The sequence below is a fragment of the Kluyvera fluvialis genome, from assembly GCF_059725275.1.
Genome location: NZ_AP046142.1, coordinates 288,214 through 312,034, shown reverse-complemented (window position 1 = coordinate 312,034; position 23,821 = coordinate 288,214). Strand labels below are relative to the sequence as shown.

23 protein-coding genes are annotated in these 23,821 nt (G+C 51.5%); 10 read left to right on the top strand and 13 right to left on the bottom strand.

Features of this window, described 5'->3' with window-relative positions:
• Positions 1-29: 29 nt before the first annotated feature.
• The 8 genes from arnF to AC6I4B_RS01420 all read right to left on the bottom strand — a co-directional run bounded on the left by arnF (position 30) and on the right by AC6I4B_RS01420 (position 8,313).
• Positions 30-428 carry a 4-amino-4-deoxy-L-arabinose-phosphoundecaprenol flippase subunit ArnF gene (gene arnF / locus AC6I4B_RS01455; RefSeq protein WP_497768965.1) on the bottom strand — a complete coding sequence of 133 codons (399 nt, stop codon included), beginning with the start codon at positions 426-428 and terminating at the stop codon, positions 30-32.
• Entirely contained in the window at positions 428-766 is a 339-nt protein-coding gene (gene arnE / locus AC6I4B_RS01450; RefSeq protein WP_497768964.1) for a 4-amino-4-deoxy-L-arabinose-phosphoundecaprenol flippase subunit ArnE, read from the bottom strand. Before arnE ends, arnF begins: the two co-directional genes overlap by 1 nt.
• Positions 763-2,418: a lipid IV(A) 4-amino-4-deoxy-L-arabinosyltransferase gene (gene arnT / locus AC6I4B_RS01445; protein WP_497768962.1), complete on the bottom strand. Its 1,656-nt coding sequence runs from the start codon at positions 2,416-2,418 to the stop codon at positions 763-765. The genes arnE and arnT overlap by 4 nt, the downstream gene beginning before the upstream one ends.
• Positions 2,415-3,317: a 4-deoxy-4-formamido-L-arabinose-phosphoundecaprenol deformylase gene (arnD, locus tag AC6I4B_RS01440; RefSeq protein ID WP_497768961.1), complete on the bottom strand. Its 903-nt coding sequence runs from the start codon at positions 3,315-3,317 to the stop codon at positions 2,415-2,417. The genes arnT and arnD overlap by 4 nt, the downstream gene beginning before the upstream one ends.
• Positions 3,314-5,299 (bottom strand): bifunctional UDP-4-amino-4-deoxy-L-arabinose formyltransferase/UDP-glucuronic acid oxidase ArnA, encoded by a 1,986-nt coding sequence (arnA, locus tag AC6I4B_RS01435; RefSeq protein WP_497768959.1) that lies wholly within the window; start codon positions 5,297-5,299, stop codon positions 3,314-3,316. Before arnA ends, arnD begins: the two co-directional genes overlap by 4 nt.
• Entirely contained in the window at positions 5,299-6,279 is a 981-nt protein-coding gene (arnC, locus tag AC6I4B_RS01430) for an undecaprenyl-phosphate 4-deoxy-4-formamido-L-arabinose transferase (RefSeq protein WP_497768958.1), read from the bottom strand. Before arnC ends, arnA begins: the two co-directional genes overlap by 1 nt.
• 1 nt (position 6,280) lies before the next feature.
• Positions 6,281-7,420 (bottom strand): UDP-4-amino-4-deoxy-L-arabinose aminotransferase, encoded by a 1,140-nt coding sequence (arnB, locus tag AC6I4B_RS01425; RefSeq protein WP_497768956.1) that lies wholly within the window; start codon positions 7,418-7,420, stop codon positions 6,281-6,283.
• A 383-nt stretch (positions 7,421-7,803) separates the two neighbouring features.
• The gene (locus tag AC6I4B_RS01420; RefSeq protein WP_497768955.1) at positions 7,804-8,313 is read right to left on the bottom strand and encodes a phenolic acid decarboxylase; all 510 of its coding nucleotides are present in this window, start codon (positions 8,311-8,313) and stop codon (positions 7,804-7,806) included.
• A 96-nt stretch (positions 8,314-8,409) separates the two neighbouring features.
• Here AC6I4B_RS01420 and AC6I4B_RS01415 point away from each other — a divergent pair, with 96 nt between their 5' ends.
• The gene (locus tag AC6I4B_RS01415) at positions 8,410-9,273 is read left to right on the top strand and encodes a LysR family transcriptional regulator (RefSeq protein WP_497768953.1); all 864 of its coding nucleotides are present in this window, start codon (positions 8,410-8,412) and stop codon (positions 9,271-9,273) included.
• Between the two features lie 4 nt (positions 9,274-9,277).
• Here AC6I4B_RS01415 and AC6I4B_RS01410 read toward each other — a convergent pair whose 3' ends face one another.
• Complete coding sequence (locus AC6I4B_RS01410; protein WP_497768952.1) at positions 9,278-10,468, bottom strand: BaiN/RdsA family NAD(P)/FAD-dependent oxidoreductase; 1,191 nt, start codon at positions 10,466-10,468, stop codon at positions 9,278-9,280.
• Between the two features lie 230 nt (positions 10,469-10,698).
• On the opposite strand from AC6I4B_RS01410, the gene pitA reads away from it, so the two are divergent.
• Complete coding sequence (gene pitA / locus AC6I4B_RS01405) at positions 10,699-12,186, top strand: inorganic phosphate transporter PitA (protein WP_497768950.1); 1,488 nt, start codon at positions 10,699-10,701, stop codon at positions 12,184-12,186.
• 54 nt (positions 12,187-12,240) lie between these two features.
• On the opposite strand, the gene uspB is transcribed toward pitA, so the two are convergent.
• Complete coding sequence (gene uspB / locus AC6I4B_RS01400; RefSeq protein ID WP_497768949.1) at positions 12,241-12,576, bottom strand: universal stress protein UspB; 336 nt, start codon at positions 12,574-12,576, stop codon at positions 12,241-12,243.
• A 383-nt stretch (positions 12,577-12,959) separates the two neighbouring features.
• On the opposite strand from uspB, the gene uspA reads away from it, so the two are divergent.
• The gene (gene uspA / locus AC6I4B_RS01395; RefSeq protein ID WP_035894835.1) at positions 12,960-13,397 is read left to right on the top strand and encodes a universal stress protein UspA; all 438 of its coding nucleotides are present in this window, start codon (positions 12,960-12,962) and stop codon (positions 13,395-13,397) included.
• A gap of 51 nt (positions 13,398-13,448) precedes the next feature.
• Here uspA and AC6I4B_RS01390 read toward each other — a convergent pair whose 3' ends face one another.
• Positions 13,449-13,952: an RrF2 family transcriptional regulator gene (locus tag AC6I4B_RS01390; RefSeq protein ID WP_497768947.1), complete on the bottom strand. Its 504-nt coding sequence runs from the start codon at positions 13,950-13,952 to the stop codon at positions 13,449-13,451.
• Positions 13,953-14,184: 232 nt separating this feature from the next.
• On the opposite strand from AC6I4B_RS01390, the gene AC6I4B_RS01385 reads away from it, so the two are divergent.
• The 7 genes from AC6I4B_RS01385 to AC6I4B_RS01355 all read left to right on the top strand — a co-directional run bounded on the left by AC6I4B_RS01385 (position 14,185) and on the right by AC6I4B_RS01355 (position 20,774).
• On the top strand, positions 14,185-15,387 hold the full coding sequence (locus AC6I4B_RS01385) for an NAD(P)/FAD-dependent oxidoreductase (RefSeq protein WP_497768946.1): 1,203 nt from the start codon (positions 14,185-14,187) through the stop codon (positions 15,385-15,387).
• A 455-nt stretch (positions 15,388-15,842) separates the two neighbouring features.
• Complete coding sequence (locus tag AC6I4B_RS01380) at positions 15,843-16,652, top strand: sorbitol-6-phosphate dehydrogenase subunit (RefSeq protein ID WP_497768944.1); 810 nt, start codon at positions 15,843-15,845, stop codon at positions 16,650-16,652.
• A 30-nt stretch (positions 16,653-16,682) separates the two neighbouring features.
• Positions 16,683-18,131: a PTS transporter subunit EIIC gene (locus AC6I4B_RS01375; protein WP_497768943.1), complete on the top strand. Its 1,449-nt coding sequence runs from the start codon at positions 16,683-16,685 to the stop codon at positions 18,129-18,131.
• Positions 18,128-18,556, top strand: coding sequence for a PTS mannitol transporter subunit IIA (locus AC6I4B_RS01370; protein ID WP_497768941.1), 429 nt, complete (start codon positions 18,128-18,130; stop codon positions 18,554-18,556). The genes AC6I4B_RS01375 and AC6I4B_RS01370 overlap by 4 nt, the downstream gene beginning before the upstream one ends.
• A gap of 39 nt (positions 18,557-18,595) precedes the next feature.
• The gene (locus tag AC6I4B_RS01365) at positions 18,596-19,294 is read left to right on the top strand and encodes a DeoR/GlpR family DNA-binding transcription regulator (protein WP_497768939.1); all 699 of its coding nucleotides are present in this window, start codon (positions 18,596-18,598) and stop codon (positions 19,292-19,294) included.
• Positions 19,295-19,311: 17 nt separating this feature from the next.
• On the top strand, positions 19,312-20,484 hold the full coding sequence (locus tag AC6I4B_RS01360) for a mannitol dehydrogenase family protein (RefSeq protein WP_497768938.1): 1,173 nt from the start codon (positions 19,312-19,314) through the stop codon (positions 20,482-20,484).
• 2 nt (positions 20,485-20,486) lie between these two features.
• Positions 20,487-20,774: an HPr family phosphocarrier protein gene (locus tag AC6I4B_RS01355; protein WP_497768936.1), complete on the top strand. Its 288-nt coding sequence runs from the start codon at positions 20,487-20,489 to the stop codon at positions 20,772-20,774.
• Between the two features lie 98 nt (positions 20,775-20,872).
• Here AC6I4B_RS01355 and rsmJ read toward each other — a convergent pair whose 3' ends face one another.
• Complete coding sequence (gene rsmJ / locus AC6I4B_RS01350; protein WP_497768935.1) at positions 20,873-21,625, bottom strand: 16S rRNA (guanine(1516)-N(2))-methyltransferase RsmJ; 753 nt, start codon at positions 21,623-21,625, stop codon at positions 20,873-20,875.
• Between the two features lie 8 nt (positions 21,626-21,633).
• Positions 21,634-23,676: an oligopeptidase A gene (gene prlC, locus AC6I4B_RS01345; RefSeq protein WP_497768933.1), complete on the bottom strand. Its 2,043-nt coding sequence runs from the start codon at positions 23,674-23,676 to the stop codon at positions 21,634-21,636.
• Positions 23,677-23,821 lie beyond the last annotated feature (145 nt).

Sequence of the window (23,821 nt, the reverse complement as noted above, 5' to 3'; positions counted from 1 at the left end):
CCGTTTTTTTAGCCGCAATATAAGAGCGTTTACTTTGGCAACGAAGGAGCGGTTTTTTTTGTCGGCCAGAAGATGGTTATCACCCCGGCGATAATGACGGCAACCCCCAACAGACCGCGCCACGAGAACGGTTCATGCCAGCCCGGCAGCCAAATAGCCGCCAGCCAGACTATCATGTAACTCAGGCTCAGTAAGGCGTAGGCTTTTGCCAGCGGCAGGCGCTGCAAAGCGAAGAACCAACAGGCCATAGAGGCCACATAGCCCAATAACCCCAGCAGCAGCGCCAGTGTGCCGTCACCGAAATGCAGCAGATGCAGCAACAAGGCCAATGGCTGTTCCGCCGACGGCAATGTCGTCATCGCCGCGCGCAGCGTTAGCTGGGCGGCGCTCACCAGCACCACGCTCATTAATGCCCAGACAAGCCCCATCAGACGCTGCTCCCCAGTAACATAATGCCGACGATAATCAACGCCACGCCAGCCCAATGGCGGCGGCCCACCGGCTCATGCCAGAAAGTGCGCGCCGCCAGCGTCACCCACACAAAGTTCAGGCTAAGCATTGGATAAGCAATGCCGACCGGAATCTGCTGCAACACCAATAGCCATAGCAGCATTCCCAGCCCCAGTAGCGCCAACGCCAGACCAAGCCAGATCAACAAATGGCGACCACGCCGCCCTTGCGCAGCCGGGCGCGTGGCCTGTTTTTGACACAGTTGCCCGCCGCAGCTCAGCAAGCTGGCGAGCAGCAGACAGGCCCAGGTGATCATTGCGGACGGTACTGAATAAACGCGGTGCGGCCCATCACATACACCTCATCAGGTTTAGGAAGCGGGAGATCGGCCACCCGAATGTCACGCGGCAGTAGCAGGATCAGGGAAATCGGCCCCTGCTGACGATGCGCCTCCAGCCATTGCGGGAAGTCGGCATTCGACACAAAGCGGTTTTGCGCATCGGGATAAGAGAGGCCATATTTTAGCTCCCCTTTCTGGGAGTACAACATGATGTCATCGCGTTTCAGTTCCCACGCCAGCCCAGCGGCAACCCCCACACTGTTGCTCAGCACATAGCGGCTGGGCGTCAGCGACTCGCTCACAATATCCACCAGGAACTGCGGCTGTTTGCTGTCGGTCACTCGGTCGGGGATCGCAAACCCGACCAGCAGCGCCAACCCAAGCGGGCAGCACGCCGCCAGCACCCAGCGTTGAGCATCTTGCTTGATAGACAGCCAGCCCATTAGCGCCCAGACAAAAAACGCCACCGCCGCCAACATGCATTTATACAGCTCGATTTGCATCCATACCGGATGCTTCATCGGCCCCCACGGCGACACCACCAGCACGGCAATCAGGCCGACAACACCAAATACAATGTTGATGACCCCGTTCGCACGCAGCACGCGCACACTGGTTTTCGCGGCGTCAACGGCGTAGCGCGCCATCAGCATGGCCAGCGGAGCAAAGCACGGCAGAATGTAAGTGGGCAGTTTGCCTTTCGCGATACTGAAAAACAGGAACGGCATGACAACCCAGCCCAACAGATACAGCGCGCTGCGCTTATCACCGCGATCGCGCCAGCCGAACTTCAGCGCACCGGGCAGCAGCGCCAGCCACGGCAGGCTACCGGCAATCAGGAACGGGATGTAATACCAGAACGGCGCTTTGTGTTGGGCATCGCTCTGGGCAAAACGCTGAATATGCTCAACCCAGAAGAAATAACGCCAGAAATCACCTTCACGCGCGGCAATCGCCAACCCCCACGGCAACACGGTCAGCACACACACCAGCACGGACAGCCAGCCCCAGATCAGCACTTCTCGCCAGCGTTTTTGGCTTATCACCCACGGCAGTACGCCAATGACGGGCACTGCCAGCGCGAGAAAGCCTTTGGTCATAACACCCATGCCGCAGGCAACACCCAGCAACAGATAGCCGACGAATTTACCCCGCTTCTCGGTGGCTTGCGCCGCCACCCAGAAGCTGAACATCGCCAGCGTCATCCACAGGGTAATCATTGGATCGAGCACCGCGTACGAGCCAATACCGTAAACCAGGAACGCGGTGAGGAAAATCACCCCAGAGAGCAGCGCCACTTTGCGGTCGCGCCAGATTTTCCACGCCAGCCACACCACCAGCAGCGCAGAGACAGTGATGGAGAACACCACGCCAAAGCGCACAGCAAAGTTGTTGTGACCGAAAAGCCACTGGCCGATGCTGTTAATCCAATACCCGGCAATCGGCTTTTCAAAATAGCGCAGCCCAAGAAAATGCGGCACGACCCAATCCCCGGACGCCAGCATCTCACGGCTGATTTCCGCATAACGCGTTTCGTCCGGCTGCCATAGCAGCCGGAAATTAAGGGGAACCAAATAGTAGAGAACGAACAATGCAACTAACGAAATTCCATAGCGGAGGGATTTCATACATCGGGGCTCAAAAGTTGTTGGCAACCAAGCCAGCCTTCACGGCCAGCCATCTCTCCACGCACCACCTTCCCAACCGGCAACTGACGGAAGTCATCCGGGAGAAGCTGGCTTAGTGGGCAAAACTGGATTTCCTGCTGCGCAGCCTGCGTCAGCAGATAATCAAACTGCTCGGCGTAAATACCGCCTTCGACTTCAGCATGAATGGTATACACCGGCGTACCAGTATCCTGGCGAATCTGCTCCAGCAGCCAGCGGTTGAAACCTTCCGCACTGACGACCTGACCCACCGCTTCATCCCAGGTTGGCAATGTCACGGGGATTTGCACGGTTGCCAGTTCGCCGTTGTTGAGCTGCGGGCGAAACGGCTGCGAGCCACGACAATCGCTGTTGTAGAGAAAATCGAACGACTCTTTGGCCTTCACCACCCGTTGGTCAGCGCGCCAGCCCGCCACCGCAGAGCAAGAAACCGGACGCCCCAAAATGGCCTCCAGCTCGCTCAGGCCACGGCCTATTTCGTCAATCAGCTGTTGCTCATTCCACACCCCGCTCCACTGCTGCCAGCGATGGTGATCCCAGGAGTGCAGCCCCACTTCATGCACCTGCGCGACGCTGCGGATGATCTCCGCATTCGCCGCGCCGATACGCCGACCAGGCCAGGCCGTACCGGCCAGCAGAATATCCCAGCCGTACAGCGAGGCTGCGCGCGAACGCAGCATCTTCCACAAGAACTTCGGTTTTACCAGACGCCACAGGTGACGTCCCATATTGTCCGGCCCGACACTGAAAAAGAAGCTGGCCTGCACGCGGTGCTTTTTCAGCACCGACATTAGGCGCGGAACCCCTTCGCGCGTGCCGCGAAAGGTGTCCACATCAACGCGCAAACCGACTTTTCTCATGATGCCTTGTCGTCCGTCAGTTCAACCGTGCGCAGGAAGAAGTCCAGCGTCTCTTCAACCGTTTGCTGCATTTCCACCGTTGGCTGCCAGTCAAGGCAACGTTTGGCGTTACGAATGCTTGGCTTGCGGTGTTCAACGTCCTGGTAGCCTTTACCGTAGTAATCGCTACTTTCAACGTCGCGGAAACCGGCAAACGGCGGGAAGCGGTCGCGCAGCGGGTGGCGTTCGAAGCAGTCGAGCAGCATCTCTGCCAGCTCTTTGATGCTCGCTTCGTTTTCCGGGTTACCGATGTTGATAATCTGCCCATCGCAGCGGCCATCTTTATTTTCGATGATGCGGAACAGCGCTTCGATCCCGTCGCTAATATCCGTAAAGCAGCGTTTCTGTTTGCCGCCTTCGATAAGTTTGATTGGCGACCCTTCCACCAGGTTGAGGATCAGCTGCGTAATGGCGCGAGAGCTACCGATACGCGCGGCGTTCAGGTTGTCCAGACGCGGCCCCATCCAGTTAAACGGACGGAACAGAGTGAACTTCAGCCCAGTTTTGTCGCCGTAAGCCCAGATAACGCGATCCAACAGTTGTTTGGAAACAGAGTAAATCCAGCGCTGTTTATTGATTGGCCCCACCACCAGATTCGAGGTGTCTTCATCAAAGTTGGCGTCGGTACACATACCGTACACTTCGGAGGTGGACGGGAAGATAATGCGTTTGTTGTACTTCACACAGTCGCGAATAATCTTCAGGTTTTCTTCGAAATCCAGCTCAAATACGCGCAGCGGGTTACGGGTGTATTCGATAGGCGTCGCAATGGCGACCAGCGGCAGCACCACGTCGCATTTCTTAATGTGGTACTCAATCCATTCGGAGTGAATGCTGATATCACCTTCCACAAAGTGGAAACGCGGGCAGTCGAGGAAGCGGCTAATCGCATCAGAGCCAATATCCAGACCGTAAATTTCGTAGTTATCATCTTTTAGCAGGCGTTCGGTCAGGTGGTTACCGATAAAGCCGTTCACCCCCAGAATCAATACGCGAGTGCGGCGTTTAACGGCAGCAAATGGGCGGCTGGAGAGCAACGCGCCAGGAACCAGCCCCATTGCCGGAGCCAGTTGAGCACCCTGCATATATACGCCGTTGCCGCTTTGGCCGGTGACGATTTCCAGCGCGCCTTCACCACAAGCCACCACCAATGGAGCAACAGACAGCACAGTGCCGGGTTTTGCGGCTGGCATGTCGGTGCGTACGCGAGATTTCCAGACGATAAATTTGCTCGTCCCCACAAAGCCATATGCGCCAGGCCACGGATCGCTCACCGCACGGACCAGGTTATGCAGCGCTGTTGCAGGTTTTTCCCACTCTAAACGCCCGTCTTCTGGCGTGCGACGCCCCACATAGGTCGCTTGAGAATGATCCTGTACGCGTTCGTCGGTTTGCCCACTGCGAATTTTCACCAGCGCATCATTCAGCAGCGTTTGTGCTGCGGTACACAGCTTGCGGTGCAGCGTCAGCGCCACGTCAGTGTCAGCAATGGCGACGGCTTGTTGAGCCACAATGTCACCGGCATCAGCGCGATGAGTCATGCGGTGCAGGGTTACACCCGTCTCTTTTTCACCGTTGACCAGCACCCAGTTCAGCGGTGCGCGGCCACGATATTTCGGCAGCAGCGAACCATGCAGGTTGAACGCTCCTTTCGGCGCAATACTCAGAATGTCGTCGCTCAGCAGGTTGCGATAGTAGAACGAGAAAATCACGTCTGGAGCCATGGCACGGATGCGGTCAACCCACAGCGGATGGTTCACATCTTCCGGCGCATACACGGTGATGCCCTGCTCCGCAGCCAGGCGGGCCACTGAACCAAAGAAGTTATTTTCCCCGGCGTTATCCGGGTGAGTGAAGATCGCCTCGATGTCGTATCCGGCGTCTAACAGCGCCTGAATACCAGTGCACCCCATGTCGTGATAGGCAAATACAACAGCTTTCATTAACGATTTTCCTCTTCAGAAACCAGATTATGTTGGCGAACAACACGTTGAATAAAGTAACGGGGACGGGCGCGCACATCGTTGTAGATGCGGCCGATGTACTCCCCAAGCAGGCCCATGCCAATAAACTGGGCCCCGATAAACATGAACAGAATGGCGAACAGCATGAACACCCCATCGCCCGCCCATTCCGCGCCAAGCGCCAGTCGCAGCAGCACTAACAAAATGGAGAAGGCAAAACCCAATACGGCGATAACGCTACCGACGACGCTGAGCAAACGCAGCGGCGTGGTGGTTAAGCAAGTCACCAGGTCGTACATCAGGTTAATCAGGCGCATGAAGCTGTATTTTGAGTCACCAAATTCACGTTCGGCGTGCAGCACGGGGATTTCCACCGTGCGGCGGGCAAAGGTGTTGGCTAAAATCGGGATAAACGTGCTGCGTTCGTGGCAATTGAGCATCGCATCGACGATGTGGCGACGGTAGGCGCGCAGCATACAGCCGTAATCGCCCATCGCTTTACCGGTGGTACGTTGGATCAAGCGGTTAATCATCTTCGACGCCGTTTTACGGAAGATACTGTCCTGGCGATTCTGGCGCACCGTGCCGACCACGTCGTAACCTTCGTCGGCCTTTTCGACCAAACGCGGGATCTCTTCCGGCGGGTTTTGCAAGTCAGCATCCAGGGTGATGATGAGGTCGCCCGTCACATGGCTAAACCCTGCCATAATCGCCGAGTGCTGGCCGTAGTTACGGTTCAACAGTACCGCCACAACATGGCTGTCAGGGGCTTCTGCCGCTGACACCAACATCTGCGCGGAGTCATCGCTGCTGCCGTCATCCACCAGCAGAATTTCATAGTCGCGATTCAGGAGCGCACAGGCGGCATCGGTACGGCGAATCAGCTCTGGCAGGCTATCTTGTTCGTTATAAACGGGAATAACGACGGAGACTTTTTTTACTAACGGGTACTCAAACATATCAACGCCCTACTAACTGATGGAGCGCCGTAATGACACGGGAGGTGTCGTCATCGGTCATATCCGGGAAAAGAGGTAATGAGCAAATACGCGCGCTGTTCCATTCGGTATTCGGTAATGAAAGTTCAGGGAAGCGCTCGCGGTAATATTTCTGCGTATGGGCCGCACGGAAGTGCAGCCCAGTGCCGATGCCTTTGGCTTTAAGCTGTTCCATCAGCGCATCGCGGCTAATGCCGCAGCGCGTTTCATCAACGCGGATGATAAACAGATGCCAGGCGTGCAGATGTGACCACGCTGGAATCGCCAGTGGCTCGAACGGGGTATCCGCCAGCTCACGGGTATAGCGCGCGGCAATGTCGCTGCGGCGTTGGTTAGCCTGGCCAAGTTTGCCAAGCTGCACCAGTGCCAGCGCGGCGTTAATGTCAGCAAGGTTGTATTTAAACCCAGGGCTAATCACCTCTGCCTGTGGGGCGCGGCCGTGGGTCTGGCGGTCATAGGCATCAACGCCCAGGCCGTGGAATTTAAGGCTGCGAATGCGGTTCGCCAGTTGCTCGTCATCGGTGACAATCAGCCCGCCTTCCGCACTGGTCATGTTCTTGATGGCATGAAACGAGAAAATCGCCGTGCCTTTCGCCCCAACGTGCTGCCCTTTGTAGTAAGTGCCCGCCGCATGTGCTGCATCTTCAATCATCGGGATACCGTGGCGCTCTGCGACCGCGCGAATACCGTCGATATCCGCCGGAGCGCCCGCATAATGCACTGGGATAATGGCTTTGGTGCGTGGTGTAATCGCCGCTTCAACCGCTTCTGGGGTGATCATCAGGTTATCGCGGTCTACATCAATCATCACCGGCGTTGCGCCCAGAAGCACTATCATGTTGAGGGTAGAAACCCACGTTTGGGAAGGGGTGATCACTTCATCGCCAGGGCCAATGCCCAGCGCCATCAGCGTCACGTGCATCCCACCGGTGGCTGAGCTAACGGCGATGGCGAAACGGTTATCCGTCAGGGCGCAGAATGCCTCTTCCAGCGCCTGGTTTTTCGGCCCGGTGGTAATCCAACCGGATTGCAGCACCTCTTTCAGCGCTGCGAATTCCGCCTCCCCCATAGAAGGGCGGGAAAACGGCAGAAAATCACTCATGATGGTTCCTTACCCTGTTACTCAAATGAGCACGCCTGACTCGTGAATTAACTATTCGATAGTTGTTTTGTGAAAATCAGGAATGGATATACGCGATGTTTGAACCTGCAACATTCAATTGCAGTAAAACTATCAATGTAATCTTAGGATAAGATTAAGAAAGAAAAGAGGATGGGCACAATAAATGGTTAATAAACAAAATCAATACTTTATAAAACCAATAAATATCAATTAATTGCCACGTAAAAAAGCCCAGTTTACATCCTAACTGGGCGTTGGTTCACATTATTCAACGCTGCCTAAACAAAGACTTTATTTTAAGGCGATTTTAACGTTCGTTGAATTTTAGTGTAATAAATAATAGGTACTGTGCGGCGTAAAACTCAGCGTAAATTAGCCGGAAAATCTTTCGGTAATTCACTCGCAGCACAGTCAATAACACTGTTATTATTCGATCCACAGTCGCGAACAAAAGTAATTGTCGCAAATTCATCAATAACTTCGGTTGGATACGCTGGGCCAGCATCGCGATAAGCGTTCATCAGTGGGATATGCTCATTCTGGAAGCAGACCGTTTTTTCTGGGTTGTTGATAACCCAGCGCGGGAAGAAAATAGTCCCGTGGAACAGTTTATCGCCCAGATTGACGATAAGGCTCACATCCGTACCGGTGGGTTCTGTCCACGAAATTTTGTAGATGCTTTCACCCACCCGAACAATATAAGCCTGCTGATCTTTAACCCAACGATTTGCCACAATCCCGCTGTGAATACGGTAATCCAGCGTCCGCTCATTTTTGACATAAATTTCGTAATTCCAGCCATTATCGTAGGTATAAACCAGATGTTTGCCCACAAAACCGCTCAAATCATGTTTATCAAAGTTACTCATCATTAAATCTCCTTGTGTCGATGCGGAGATCTTATTGCTTTAAAAAATAAATGAATAACGCTATGTTTTAATGAAATTCATCTACTTTTTGAATTAATAATGCATAAGACAACGCTGGAACAATGGGCATTACTGGAGAAAGTGGTGGAGCTGGGCAGCTTTGCAAAAGCCGCCGAAAACACCCACCGCAGCCAGTCATCGGTAAGTTACAACCTGTCTTTGCTGCAAGAACGGCTGGGCGTGGCGTTACTCGTCCCCGAAGGCCGTCGGGCGGTATTAACCCCTGCGGGCGAACTTCTACTGAGCCAGGTAAAACCCCTGCTCAAGGCCTTTGCGTGGGTAGAAAGCCGCGCCACAACGCTACGCGAAGGGATGCGCACCCAATTGGACTTAGTGGTTGATACTATTTTCCCGCGTGAACGGCTGTTTGCGATTTTGCGTCAGTTTCAGCAGCGCTATCCACAAACCCAAGTCAGGCTGACCGAAGTGCTGGAAAACGCGCCTCATGATGATGCCATTCACGCCGAGGCTGACGTGATGGTGCTGACACGCCGTCAGGACATTACCGGACGCGGAGAGTGGTTAATGAACATTGATTTCGTCGCCGTTGCGCATCGTGACCATCCTATCTTTCGCCTTGAAGGGCCGCTCAGCGATGAGCAACTCCGACCGTGGCCACTCATCCGCATCGCCGATAGTGACAGTGGCCGTCAGGCCGGACGCGATGCGTGGACGTTCTCAACCATCGATGCGGCAATAGAAGCGGTGATGTATCAGGTAGGTTATGGCTGGCTGCCAGAGGAGCGTATTCAAAGCGCGCTGGCGCAAGGCGTGTTAAAACCCCTGCCGCTGAGCCACGGCGTACGGCGCGCCACACCGCTGCATCTGATCGTCAAGCAGGACTTAGCGCCGCTCGACGAACAGGTAGAAACGTTGCTGCGGCTGTTTAGCGAGGAAAAGTAACCGTTTACTCCGCCAGCGCCTGCGCACAGGCCCAGGCACTCGACCATGCCCACTGGAAGTTGTAGCCGCCCAGCCAACCGGTCACGTCCATCACTTCACCAATGAAATACAGGCCGGGTGCTTTTTTCGCTTCCATAGTACGGGATGACAGTTCGTTGGTGTCTACGCCGCCGAGGGTCACTTCCGCCGTGCGATAACCTTCCGTGCCGTTCGGCTGCACGCGCCAATTAGTTAACGTATCAACTAACGTTTGCTGCTCGCGAACGTTGAGCTGTTTCAGCGTCACATCAGGAATCTGCCCTAACTGTTGCAGGCATTCGACCAGCCGTTTCGGCAGATGCATCGCCAACGTATTTTTCAGGCTCTGATTCGGGTGCTCTGCGCGCTGTGCATCGAGGAACTCGGCGAGGTCAACATCAGGCAGCAGATTAATGCTAACGAACTCCCCCGCTTGCCAATAGCTGGAAATTTGTAGCACTGCTGGGCCAGACAGGCCACGGTGGGTGAAAAGCAGACTTTCGCGAAATACCGTGCCGTCTTGCGCGGTCATCACCGACGGCACGGAAACGCCAGACAGCACTTGTAGCTGTTCGAGCATCGGTTTGTGCAACGTAAACGGGACTAATCCGGCGCGTGTCGGCAGCACGTTGAGGCCAAACTGCTCTGCAATTTTATAGCCAAAAGGCGACGCGCCCAGGCCGGGCATCGACAGGCCACCACTGGCGATCACCAGTTTATCCGCCGCTACCGTGTCGCCGTTCAGCTCAAGGGTATAGCCGCTTTCATCGCGGCTGACGCTCAGGATTTCACTTCGCAGACGCGTGGTGACATTGCCCTTTTCGCACTCCGCCACCAGCATCGCGACAATCTGCTCGGCGGAGTCATCGCAGAAAAGCTGCCCCAGGGTCTTCTCATGCCAGGCAATACCGTGCTTGCCGACCATGTCGATAAAGTCCCATTGGGTGTAACGCGCCAATGCAGATTTGCAAAAATGCGGGTTCTGGCTCAAATAAGCCGCAGGTTCGACATAAAGATTAGTGAAATTACAGCGACCACCGCCGGACATGAGGATTTTACGCCCCGGTTTTTTACCGTTATCCAGCAACAAAACTCGGCGGCCTGCCTGCCCGGCCATCGCTGCACAAAACATTCCTGCCGCCCCGGCGCCTACTACAATGGCATCAAACCTTTCCACGCACTATCCTCAACATAGGTATTGTCGGGAATTGTAAATTTTTCATGGAAGTCATACCAGTGAAAAATCCGCAAAGCCGACTTATCCGATTGATTCACCGTGATTAATTATTTTCAACCTTTAACCGAATACGGATAAATATCAAAAAAAATAGAGATTTCACTTTGCCCGCGCTGCCAATGTCCCTGATAATGCCGCGCGTTCATGTCCTCAAAATGGCGTAACGTCCTATGTTACATTTGTTTGCTGGTCTGGATTTACATACCGGGCTGTTGTTAGTTCTGGCACTTGTGTTTGTTCTATTTTACGAAGCCATTAACGGTTTCCACGATACGGCCAACGCAGTTGCTACCGTTATTTATACTCGCGCCATGCGTTCGCAGCTTGCTGTAGCAATGGCGGCAATCTTTAACTTCCTCGGCGTTCTGTTGGGCGGTCTGAGTGTAGCCTATGCGATTGTGCATATGTTGCCGACGGATCTTCTGCTCAATATGGGCTCCGCGCACGGCCTCGCCATGGTCTTTTCCATGTTGTTGGCTGCTATTATCTGGAACCTCGGCACCTGGTATTTCGGTCTGCCAGCGTCCAGTTCCCACACGCTGATTGGCGCGATTATCGGTATTGGTTTAACCAATGCGCTGATGACCGGCACGTCAGTGGTTGACGCCCTTAACATTCCGAAAGTGATTAACATTTTCGCGTCGTTAATCGTGTCGCCAATCGTGGGTCTGGTTGTTGCAGGTGGCCTGATTTTCCTGCTGCGTCGTTACTGGAGCGGTACGAAAAAACGTGCTCGTATCCACCTGACGCCTGCCGAACGTGAAAAGAAAGACGGTAAGAAAAAGCCGCCATTCTGGACGCGTATCGCCCTGATCCTCTCCGCAATTGGCGTGGCATTCTCCCACGGTGCGAACGATGGTCAGAAAGGCATTGGTCTGGTCATGCTGGTACTGATTGGTGTTGCTCCGGCAGGTTTCGTGGTCAACATGAACGCTTCCGGTTACGAAATCACTCGTACTCGTGACGCGGTCAACAACGTTGAAACCTTCTTCCAGCAACGTCCTGAGCTGCTGCAAAAAGTGGCGAACAGCGCTGAGCAATTAACGCCTGAAGCGATGGAAGCGGTTGAGTTCCACTGTCACCCGTCTAACACCATCAATGCGCTTGACCGTGCAAAAATGATGCTGACCGGCATTGAAAGCTACGACAAGCTGTCCGTTGAAGAACGTGGTCAGTTGCGCCGTATCATGCTCTGCATCTCTGATACCACCGATAAAGTGGCGAAGATGCAGGAAGTGAATGCCGACGATCAGCGCCTTCTGAAGAAGCTGAAAACCGACATGCTGAGCACCATCGAGTACGCGCCAATCTGGATTATCATGGCCGTTGCGCTGGCGTTAGGCATTGGTACGATGATCGGCTGGCGTCGTGTGGCAACAACTATCGGTGAGAAAATCGGTAAGAAAGGCATGACCTACGCACAGGGTATGGCTGCGCAGATGACCTCTGCGGTGTCCATCGGCCTGGCAAGCTATACCGGGATGCCGGTATCCACCACTCACGTCCTGTCGTCTTCCGTAGCGGGGACAATGGTTGTGGATGGCGGTGGTCTGCAAAGAAAAACCGTCACCAACATTCTGATGGCCTGGGTCTTCACTCTGCCAGCATCTATTCTGCTGTCAGGTGTGCTGTACTGGCTGGCGCTGAAGCTTATCTAAGCTCGCGCGTTAAGAACATAAAACGGGTCAGGTCACTGGCCCGTTTTTTTTTACTCAGTGCCAAATCATCAGGGCAATTAAGCTTATCAACACCAATCCACACAGTGAGCTAGTCAAAATAAACTGACGGCGCACACGTTCACAGCGGCGAATAAACTCGTCATCGTGATGGTCACGGTAGCGCTGACCGTAGATATACCAGACTAAACGCATCTGCTTGCTTGGTTGACCGTGAGAGGTGAAAAAACCACCGCCATCAACATACTGATAAAGCAAGGGATCGCAACCACGCAGTACCACCAATAACGCACGTAATGATGAAAAGTAACGCGCCATATTCACTACACAAACGACACACAGGGCCAAAAACAGCGCAATTGTGCTGATCATAACTCCTCCCCGGCGACCAGTCCTCGAAGAAAGCCCTCCAGGACATACCGCTCCCCAATATCCAACCCACGGCTCAGTAAAAGAGTGCGATACCGATCACGTTTATTTATTCGATCGGCTCATTTAATAGTGTAGGAGATCAGTTAAATTTTTTACCACAAGGTTAATCGTTATCAATACGTAAGACAGGAAAATTTGTTTAACTTATTGAGGAAACGGATGCATTGACGGCGCGCCAAGGCCACTATAATGTAGAAATATCTTCTACAATTAGGTCCTTAAGGGCAAACCCCGCGCATTCAGCACGCAGGACGCGGGCAAGGGACAGCACAAGAGCTGTCTGGTCCAATGGTCATCGACAACTTTATGGAAGGAGTAACACTATGGCTTACAAACACATTCTTATTGCCGTCGACCTTTCACCAGAAAGCAAAGTTCTGGTTGAAAAAGCAGTATCAATGGCTCGCCCCTACAATGCGAAAGTCTCACTAATTCACGTTGATGTGAATTATTCAGACCTCTACACCGGCCTTATCGACGTAAATCTGGGTGATATGCAAAAACGTATCTCCGAGGAGACTCACCACGCGCTGAGCGAGCTATCGACTGGCGCAGGCTATCCCATCACTGAAACCCTGAGCGGCAGCGGCGATCTCGGCCAGGTTCTGGTAGATGCAATTAAGAAATACGATATGGATCTGGTGGTTTGTGGTCATCACCAGGACTTCTGGAGCAAGCTGATGTCGTCTGCACGTCAGTTGATCAACACCGTTCACGTTGACATGCTGATTGTCCCACTGCGCGACGACGAAGAAGAGTAAATCCACGCCACATCGGACATCGTGAAACGCCTGCTTATGCAGGCGTTTTTTTTAGCCTTTACGTTCGGCAATCCATTCCTGCACTTCTATCACGAAGGTATCCGGCGCTTTGCGGTACATCTTGCGCGCCAAATCCAAAATCGTATGCTGGCCTAGCGCTTCTTCCATACGCTGCTGCGCCATGTCCATCACTGAGCGCACACCGCAAATGCCTTCACACGCCCACTGCGGCGGCTGCTCGTCAAAAACGGCCAATCGCTGGCGAATCTCGCGGCATTCGAAAATGCGTTTATCGCCATCAATGGCGTTGACGACATCCAGCACCGTGATGTGTTCTGCCGGTTTCGCCAACTGGAAACCGCCGCCCTTGCCTTCGATACTGCGCACCAGGCCAGCTTTCGACAAGCGAGTAAAGATTTTGGCCAAATAGTCGTAAGGCACACTTTGCAGCTCGGCGATTTCACGCACGCTCATATCGCGAGCGTCGCCCTTGCTGTCCACCATACACATCAAGCTATGGATGCCGTACTCAACCCCAGAACTGTAGAATGCCATTCTCTTATCTCAGCAAAAATGAATCTGAGTTATTGTAGCTTTTCCGCCTGAATCATACCAGAACGTTAATATCACATCGCAATATTTAAATTTTTAATATTATATAAATCAAATAAATAGATAAATCACAGACACAAAAAAGCCCCACCAACGATAAATCACATTGCATTCTTTAACTACGACCAATAAAATCCGAGTCAAGAAATCATCGTTACCAGTGAGTGAAACCAAGATGCGTAAACAGATCTTAATCGTAGGTGCTGGCTTTGCCGGTATGTGGGCGGCCCTGAGCGCGGCGCGACTGGCAGATAAAAACCAGCAGCAAGCCATTGATATTACCGTTATTGCACCGCAGCCAGAACTGCGCGTACGCCCACGTTTTTATGAAAGCGCCGTTCAGACGTTGGTTGCACCGCTGCAACCGCTGTTTGACGTCACCGGTGTGCGCTTCCTGCGTGGCAGCGTAGAACAAATCCTGACGGCCTCCCGCGAAGTGAGCTGGAAAGACGCCAACGGTGAAAACCATCTGCACCACTACGATCGTCTGATCCTCGCCAGTGGCAGCCACGTTAACCGCGATATGGTGGCCGGTGTCGCCGCTCACGCCTTCGATCTCGACCAATTAGAAAGCGCTGCCGTCCTGGAGCAACATCTGAAAGATCTGGCGCATCAGCCAGAAAGCGAAGCGCGCAATACCGTCGTAGTCTGCGGCGGTGGTTTTACCGGTATCGAAATGGCACTGGAGCTTCCAGGCCGCCTGCGTGAAATCCTTGGCTCCAATGCTAAGACCAGAGTAGTCGTAGTTGAGCGTGGTGCACAGCCAGGCGGGCGCTACAGCGAAGAATTACGCAATGTGATTATTGAAGCGTCTGCGGAATTGGGCGTTGAGTGGGTCGTCAATGCGGAAGTAGAAAGCGTCAACGCCTCTGGCGTGACCCTGAAAGACGGGCAAATTATCACCTCGCAGACCGTTATCTGGACGGTGGGTGTCCAGGCCAACGGCCTGACCGCGCAAATTGATGCCCCGCGTGACGCTCAGGGCCGTCTGCACGTCAATGCCAATCTTCAGGTTGAAGGCCATGAAGATATCTACGCCACGGGTGATGTGGCTTACGCCGCAACCGATGACAAGGGCAACCACGCGCTAATGACCTGCCAGCACGCGATTCTGCTGGGGAAATTTGCCGGTAATAACGCCGCTGCAAGCCTGCTTGGCGTAGAGCCTTCGCCGTACCGTCAGGAGATGTACGTCACCTGTCTGGATCTCGGTGAATGGGGCGCGGTGTATACCGAAGGATGGGATCAGCAGGTCAAACTGACCCGCGAAGAAGCGAAGAAACTGAAAGTGTCGATTGTCAGTGAGCTGATTTACCCACCAAAAGCGGAAAGATCCATCGCATTTGAGATGGCTGACCCATACGCACCGTTTGTCTAACCTCCAGTAAACATCATCTTCCTGACAGATAATCACTCTGTCAGGAAGCCTCCTGTGCAATGTACCTTCCCCAGCAATACCCATCATCATTTATATCTATGCGTCTTTATTAATCATTCCTCTCAATTTTAATAACGCATAAAGACGCAACAAAAAAACAAAACACGCAAATAAACGCATTAAGAGATCGATTAACAATCGTACACATCAGAAATGCGATCCTTCACGCAAAACGTCAGTAAATAAAGTAACTTACTGAATTAAAACATTATTAAAATGTATCCTGTGATTAGCATCGCAAAAATTAACGATCTTCATAGGCAATGCGTTTTTCTGCGCATAGATTATAAACACGCAAAAAACCGCATCAATATGTAAACAATGTGCTGCAGGCATTGCATGTCAAATGCCAGGGCAGCAGATGTCAGTCAATCGAGAACAGTGGGAGAACGAAAATGGATCAAGCAACAAAGTGGTTGGATCTTTCCGGTAAGGTTGTGGTCGTCACAGGTGGCAGTATGGGCCTGGGTGAAAAAATGGTTGAGAATCTCTACTCCAATGGCGCAACCGTGGTTTATGCCGATTTATCGCCCAATAAAAACTTCAGCCAGTTCGACGACATCGTCTTTATCAAATGTGATGTGACCAAAAAAACAGAAGTGGAGCAACTCACCGCCTCAGTGGTGGAGAAGTTTGGTCATATAGACGGTTTAGTCAACAATGCCGGTGTCAGCCGTCCACGCCTGTTAGTCGATGTATTTAAAGAAAAACCAGAATATGAACTGAGCGAAGATGACTTCGACTTTATGGTCAATGTTAACCAGAAGGCTGTTTTTCTGGTATCGCAGTCCATTGGGCGCCAGATGGTGGAACAAGAATCCGGCGTCATTATCAATATGACTTCCGAAGCAGGTGTTCAGGGTTCACGCGGGCAGAGCTGCTATTCCGCAACGAAAGCCGCCGTTAACGCCTTCACATTTTCATGGGCGAAAGAGCTGGGCCCCCACAATGTGCGCGTTGTGAGCGTTGAGCCAGCCATCAATGTACCAACGCCAATGAACAGCGAAGCCAATTTCCGTGCGCTGGCTTACACGCGAGGAACCGATCCAAATCATGTTCATAAAGACTATAAAGGCATTATTCCTCTTGGTCGTCCGGGGAAACTTGAAGAGATCGCCGACCTGATCTCTTTCCTGGTCTCCGATCATTCTTCTTATATCACCGGGTCCGTAATCAATATTACCGGCGGTAAATCGCATCATTAATCACTCATCAATATAAGAATGGAGCCGACCATGGGGAACAGTCGAATTGCCAATAGCCCTGCGTTAGCAAAAATTAGAAAGTTTGGTGGAGTTATGAGCGGCATGGTTATGCCGAATCTGGGAGCGTTTGTGGGATGGGGGTTAATGGCCGCCATCTTTATCCCTAATGGCTGGTTCCCTAACGAAAAATTAGGTGAAATGGTCGGCCCAATCCTGAATTACCTTTTTCCATTACTGATTGGCTACACCGCAGGGTATAACATCCACGGTCAACGTGGGGGAGTTATTGCTGCATTCGCAACAATGGGCGTTATCGTCGGGTCAAACATCACGATGATCAGTGGGGCAATGGTCATGGGGCCACTCTCCTCCTGGCTGTTGAAGAAATTTGACCAGAAAGTGCAGGACAAAATTAAGCCGGGCTTTGAAATGTTCGTCAATAATTTCAGTCTCGGTATTATTGGCCTGCTATGCGCTATTTTCGCCTATATGACCGTTGGGCCGGTTATCCGCCTGCTGATTGTCATTATCACGTCAGGGGTAAACTGGTGTACCAGCCATAACCTACTCCCGTTACTGTCAGTGTTTATGGCGCCTGCTCAGGTTCTGTTCCTGAATAATGTGGTTAACCACGGCATTCTCGCACCAATTGGTTTCGCCCAGGTTCCCGAACTGGGTAAATCAATCATGTTTCTGGTGGACACCAATAATGGCCCACTGCTCGGAACATTAATGGCGATAGCCTTGTTTGGACGTGGACGTGCGAAGAAAACAGCGCCAATGGCAATGTTTATTGCAGGTATAGCGGGGATTGGTGAAGTCTATTTTCCGTTTGTGCTGGCAAACCCATTACTGGTATTCGCCACAATGGGAGGACTTGCCGTCTCCTTATTCTTACAAGTTATTATGGAGGGCGGGCTGATAGGCGTTGCATCACCAGGCAGTTTAATCGCTATAGCCATGATGACACCGAAAAGCGCCATCGTTGCCAATCTGGTATCCATCAGCGCAGGGTTTATCGTGTCATGCTCACTAGGGTGGTTAATACTTAAAATCAGCCCCGGTTCAGAAGATGATGATGAAAGCCCAGTAACTGTAGGCGGACGTCAGGTTAAATCTGTGGCTGATTTTGTTCCAGGATTATCCAGGACAAGCGGAAAAGCGGTGCAACGTATATTGGTCGCATGTGATTCTGGGATGGGTTCCAGCGCAATGGGGGCTTCTGTTCTACGTAAACGGCTACAAGAAGAAGGGCTAGGCTATATTAAGGTTATTAACGATTCTGCAAACCGAGTGGGTAGAGACTACGATATGGTAATTACTTTATCTGGGCTTCTTGAACGCGCAAAATTAAGCTGTGAAAACACCGACACTGTGTTTATGACGGTTAAGAACTTTATTAAGTTAAGTGATTATGACGAAACCGTTGCTTTTATAAAATCGCATAATCATGAAAACCATGAAGAGGTGCCTGCATGAGTGACATCTTTATCCCCGAAAACATTATTCTTAATGCACATGCCAATGATAAATTTGAAGCAATAACCCTTACTGGCAATATTCTAAAAATGAATGGGTATGTAACAGACAAATACGTTCAGAGAATGAAACTCAGAGAAGAGATTGTTTCAACTTATTTAGGTAATGGTTTAGCAATACCACATGGTACGGATGGTTCAGATTGCGAAATCATTAAGTCAGGTATTTCGTTAGTGCAGTTTCCTGACGGTATAGACTTTGGCGATGGGAATACTGCCTATATAACCATAGGTATCGCGGGTAAAGAAGGTGAACATATGGACTTGTTAAATAAAATCGCCTTAATTTGTATTGAAGAAGAGAATGTCCAGGCATTACGGACCGCTAATTCTATAGAACATATTTTACAAGTGCTAAACATCTAAGATATACTCATTATTCTCTGAATAAAATGAGTCATTACGATGAAAGCGGCCAGACAAGATATTATTCTTCAAATACTTGAGAAAGAGAAAAAGATTGTTGCCAGTAAATTAAGTGAGCGTCTTAAGGTTTCTGAAGACACCATAAGACGCGACTTAAATGAACTTGCGAATCAGGGGTTAATTCGTCGGGTTCATAGTGGCGCAATACGCGTCGGACCTGCCATCACTGAGTTTAACATCCGGCAGGATCTGAACACCAATGAGAAAGTAAAGCTGGCGAAGAAAGCCGTACATTTAATTAAAGAAAATAGCGTCATTTTAATTGACGGAGGAACAACTAATTACGAACTCATAAAGCTAATACCCAAAGATCTAAAATGTACTGTCGTTTCTAATAATATTCCTATTCTGCATTTGTTAAGTGATTATAAGAATGTAGAGGTTATAGGATTAGGGGGCAGACTTTATAAGAACTCTTTGGTTTTAATTGGCGCTGAAACCATTCGTGAATTAAATGCTATTCGCCCGGATATTTACTTTATGGGTGTTGCGCATGTTGACAGTGAAGTCGGTGTAACCATTCCCGATTTGGATGAGTGTTATACCAAACAAAAAATGGCTGAAGTCTCTAATGAAGTTGCCATTCTTGTAACCGAAGAAAAACTTGAGACCAGGTCTAATTTCGTGGTGTCCTCACTCAAGGATATAAATCATATATTCACGAGCAAGGATGTCTAATAATATGAGGAGTTATAATGAAACGCGTATTAATTATAGGCGCTGGCCGCCTTGGTAAAGGCTTCGTTGGCGAAACGTTTGATAATGCTGGCTGGGATATAACCTTCCTGGATAAAGACCAACGAGTTATTGATGAACTGAATCGCGAAAACAAATATACCGTCCAGGTTTTCCGCACTGATGATATTATCTTGCATGAGGTCACCAACTTTAATGCATTTTTGACCGATGACAACTATTCTGTCATGGATGATTTTCTTGAGTCGTCTGTCATTATGTGTCCACTTTATCCAGAGGATTTTGAAGAATCCGCTCAGTATCTTGGCAAATGTTTTGAGCATCAATATCATATTGATCCAACTAAAAAAATGACATTAATTTGCCTGACGAATAAAAATCATATTATTAAAGATATTGAAGCCTGGTATCGTGACGCGATCCCATCTGCTGAGGCGCGCCAATGGTTTGACACCAACGTAGCGATTCGCGACTCAATTGTCAGACGCTCCACTGATGCCAAAACGCACTACGCAACCCAGATAGACAGCACCGCAGTCGCCTCTTTGATCATTCAAACACCTCTTTATAACGACATCAGCGATGTGGAATGGCTGGAGCCACGCGAACATCTGGAAATGCTTAAAGACATCAAAGTCTTTACCATTAACGGCCCTCACGCTACTACCGCCTGGTATGGTCATCTGAAAGGTTACAAAACCATACCTGATGCCTCAGCCGACTCTCAGGTTTCAAATTTGGCCAATGCAGTACACGATGTCACCATTACTGCGGTAATGACCGAATATCCACAAATCACGCGTGAAGCATTAAAAGATCTTGAGTACTTGCCTAAAGCTAAAAACGAACTCCCGGATTCGATTCATCGTGTCGCCTATGATCCTATTCGGAAATTGGCTTATCAGGATCGCTTAATGGGTGTCGTACAACTTTGTCTTAAACACGACCTCGATTACACCCCTCTCACTAAAGCGATTGCTTGCGGCCTTGCTTACTATGCCGAAGACGATCAAGCCTCTGTAAAACTGCAACAGAAAATGCAACGGATGGGATTGCTGACTACCGCTGCCGACATCATTGGTTTACCTAAAAATCACCCCGTGACGCTTAATGTTGCACAACAATATTTAGCGCTGGATGCTGAAAATTTAATTCCAACGATACAGTGTTAATTATGATGCCTGATGCTAATTGCAATGCTCGTTTCATCATAAAAAATGAGCATGGTCTTCATGCTCGTCCAGGAGCGAACCTGGTTGCGACATTAAAACCTTTTAAATGTGAAGTTAAGATCGCAAATCTTGCAAGAAGTGATAAATATGTAAATGCAAAGAGTCTGATGGCGCTCATGTCCCTGGGTGTAAAAAAAGGTCATGAAGTCAATATCGTATTCCAGGGTGAAGATGCCCAGGTTGCATTACAGAAACTTAGCGCCGCCATCGAAAATGGTTTAGGTGAATAAGTGATTATCATTGGCGCTTATTTTTCAATAAGCGCCAACATCCGATGATTTGGGAGAATCATGATGACCACCACTCACGACCGAGTTAAGTGGAAAGGCTATTCAGGAGTCCCTGCGTAAATATCAAACCGGTGCCCTTTAGTCACCACCGCGTTTGGGGTCGCGACCTCCGCCAACGGCGGTGCGTAATCCGGGCGCTTCACCACGACGCGCTTGGTTGCCAGCAGCCGTGCCGGAGCCAACAGCCCGTCGGCGTCTAAATCCGGCCCCACCAGCGACTGAAATACCCGCATCTCTTTTTTCACCAGCGCGCTTTTCTGCTTATGCGGGAACATCGGGTCAAGATACACCACCTGCGGGCGTGGCATGATGTCCGTCAGCGCCGTCAGGCTAGAAGCGTGAATCAACTGCAAACGTGGCTGCAACCAGCCGCCGATTTCTGGGTCGGCATAACCGCGCGCCAGGCCATCGTCGAGAAGCGCCGCAACCACAGGGTTACGCTCTAGCATCCGCACATGACAGCCGACCGATGCCAGCACAAACGCATCGCGCCCTAACCCCGCCGTCGCATCCACGACATCCGGCAGATAATCGCCTTTTACGCCAACCGCTTTCGCCACCGCTTCGCCGCGACCGCCGCCGAATTTACGCCGATGCGCCATCGCGCCGCCGACAAAATCCACGAAGATGCCGCCAAGCTTTGGTTCATCACGCTTACGCAATTCCAGATGTTCCGGTGTTAACACCAGCGCCATCAGATTATCGTCATCGTGCGTAAGATTCCAGCGGGCGGCAAGAACAGATAAGGCACCGTTTCCGGTGCCCGTTTCATCAATTAAACAGATTTTCACGCCAGTAATCAGCCTTTGATTCCGTAATGCGCCAGCATCGCGTCAAGCTGAGGTTCACGGCCACGGAAGCGCTTGAACAGTTCCATCGGCTCTTCAGAACCACCACGGGTGAGAATGTTATCAAGGAACGACTGACCCGTTTCACGGTTGAAAATACCTTCTTCTTTAAAGCGAGAGAAAGCATCGGCAGCCAGTACGTCGGCCCACAGATAGCTGTAGTAACCTGCCGCGTAGCCACCCGCGAAGATGTGACTGAAGGCGTGTGGGAAACGTCCCCACGACGGCCCAGGAATCACTGCGACCTGTTTCTTGATTTCAGCCAGCGTTTCGAGGATTTTCGCCCCTTGCTGCGGATCAAATTCCGCGTGCAGGCGGAAATCGAACAGGCCGAACTCTAACTGACGCAGGATAAACAGCGCCGCCTGGTAGTTTTTCGCCGCCAGCATTTTATCCAGTAGCTCTTTCGGCAGCGGTTCGCCGGTCTCAAAATGACCGGAAATAAACGCCAGCGCTTCCGGCTCCCAGCACCAGTTTTCCATAAACTGGCTCGGCAGTTCGACGGCATCCCACGGCACACCGTTAATGCCCGATACATCGGCGGTTTCGATACGGGTCAGCATATGGTGCAGACCATGACCAAACTCATGGAACAGGGTGATCACTTCATCATGGGTGAACAGCGCTGGTTTACCACTGACCGGACGGTTGAAGTTACAGGTCAAGTAAGCGACCGGTTTTTGCAGCGAGCCGTCTGCTTTACGCATCTGGCCGACACAAACATCCATCCACGCCCCACCGCGCTTGTGTTCACGCGCATACAAGTCGAGATAGAAACTCCCGCGCAGTTCGTTGTTCTCATCATATAGCTCAAAGAAACGCACTTCCGGGTTCCAGACATCAACATCAGTGCGCTCTTTTGCGGTAATACCGTAAATGCGTTTAACCACTTCAAACAGGCCGTTAACCGCTTTGTTCTCTGGGAAGTATGGGCGCAGTTGTTCATCGCTGATGCTGTACAGGTGCTGCTTCTGTTTCTCGCTGTAGTAGGCGATATCCCACGGTTGCAGCTCATCAACGCCAAATTCCGCTTTCGCGAACGCACGCAGTTGGGCCAGCTCTTTTTCCCCCTGCGGGCGGGCGCGTTTAGCCAGATCCGTCAGGAAGTCGAGCACCTGCTGCGGGTTTTCCGCCATTTTGGTGGCGAGAGATTTGAAGGCGTAGCTTTCGAAGCCCAGCAGTTGAGCCAGCTCGTGGCGCAGCGCCAGAATTTCGGCCATTACCGGGCTGTTGTCCCATTTTCCGGCATTCGGGCCCTGGTCAGACGCACGGGTGCCGTAGGCGCGATACATCTCTTCACGCAACGCCTGATTGTCGCAATAGGTCATGACCGGCAGATAGCTTGGGATATCCAGCGTCAGCAGATAACCGTCCAGCTCTTTGGCTTCCGCCTGAGCTTTGGCGGCGGCGATCGCGCTTTCTGGCATCCCCGCCAGCTCTGCTTCATCGCTGACTTGCTTAGTCCAGCCCATGGTGGCATCGAGCACGTTGTTGCTGTACAGGTTGCCTAACTCAGACAGACGGGTAGCGATTTCGCCATAACGCTGCTGTTTCTCTTTCGGCAGGCCGATACCTGACAGCTCGAAATCGCGCAGTGCGTTATCGACCGCTTTTTTCTGCGCGGCAGACAGCGCGGCGTAGTTATCACCGTCGCGCAGGTCACGATAGGCTTTGTACAGCCCTTCATGCTGACCCACCCAAGTGCGGAATTCCGACAGCAACGGCAGAGTTTGCTCATAAACTTCACGCAGTTCAGGGCTATTTTTTACCGAATTCAGATGGCCAATCGGCGAGAGAATACGCCCCAGCACATCGTCCACTTCCGCCAGAGGCTGGCAGAGATTTTCCCAGGAGTACGGCGCGCCCTGCGCCACCACACGTTCCACATTTTCGCGGCAGTCGTTCAAGGCTTTGGTCACAGCAGGAACAACATGCTCAGGCTTAATTTGGGAAAACGGCGGCAGTTCGAAGGGAGTCAGTAATGGATTCGTCATAATGCGCAGTCCTGGTCTAAGAAATAAATGAAGCGCTCAGCGGCGCTTTAACGATAAGATCTAGAATGGGGGATAGTGAGGGGAATTTCAATGATAGCGGGTCTCATTTCACCCGTAGCGTAGAGCGATACCGCAGCCGGTATCA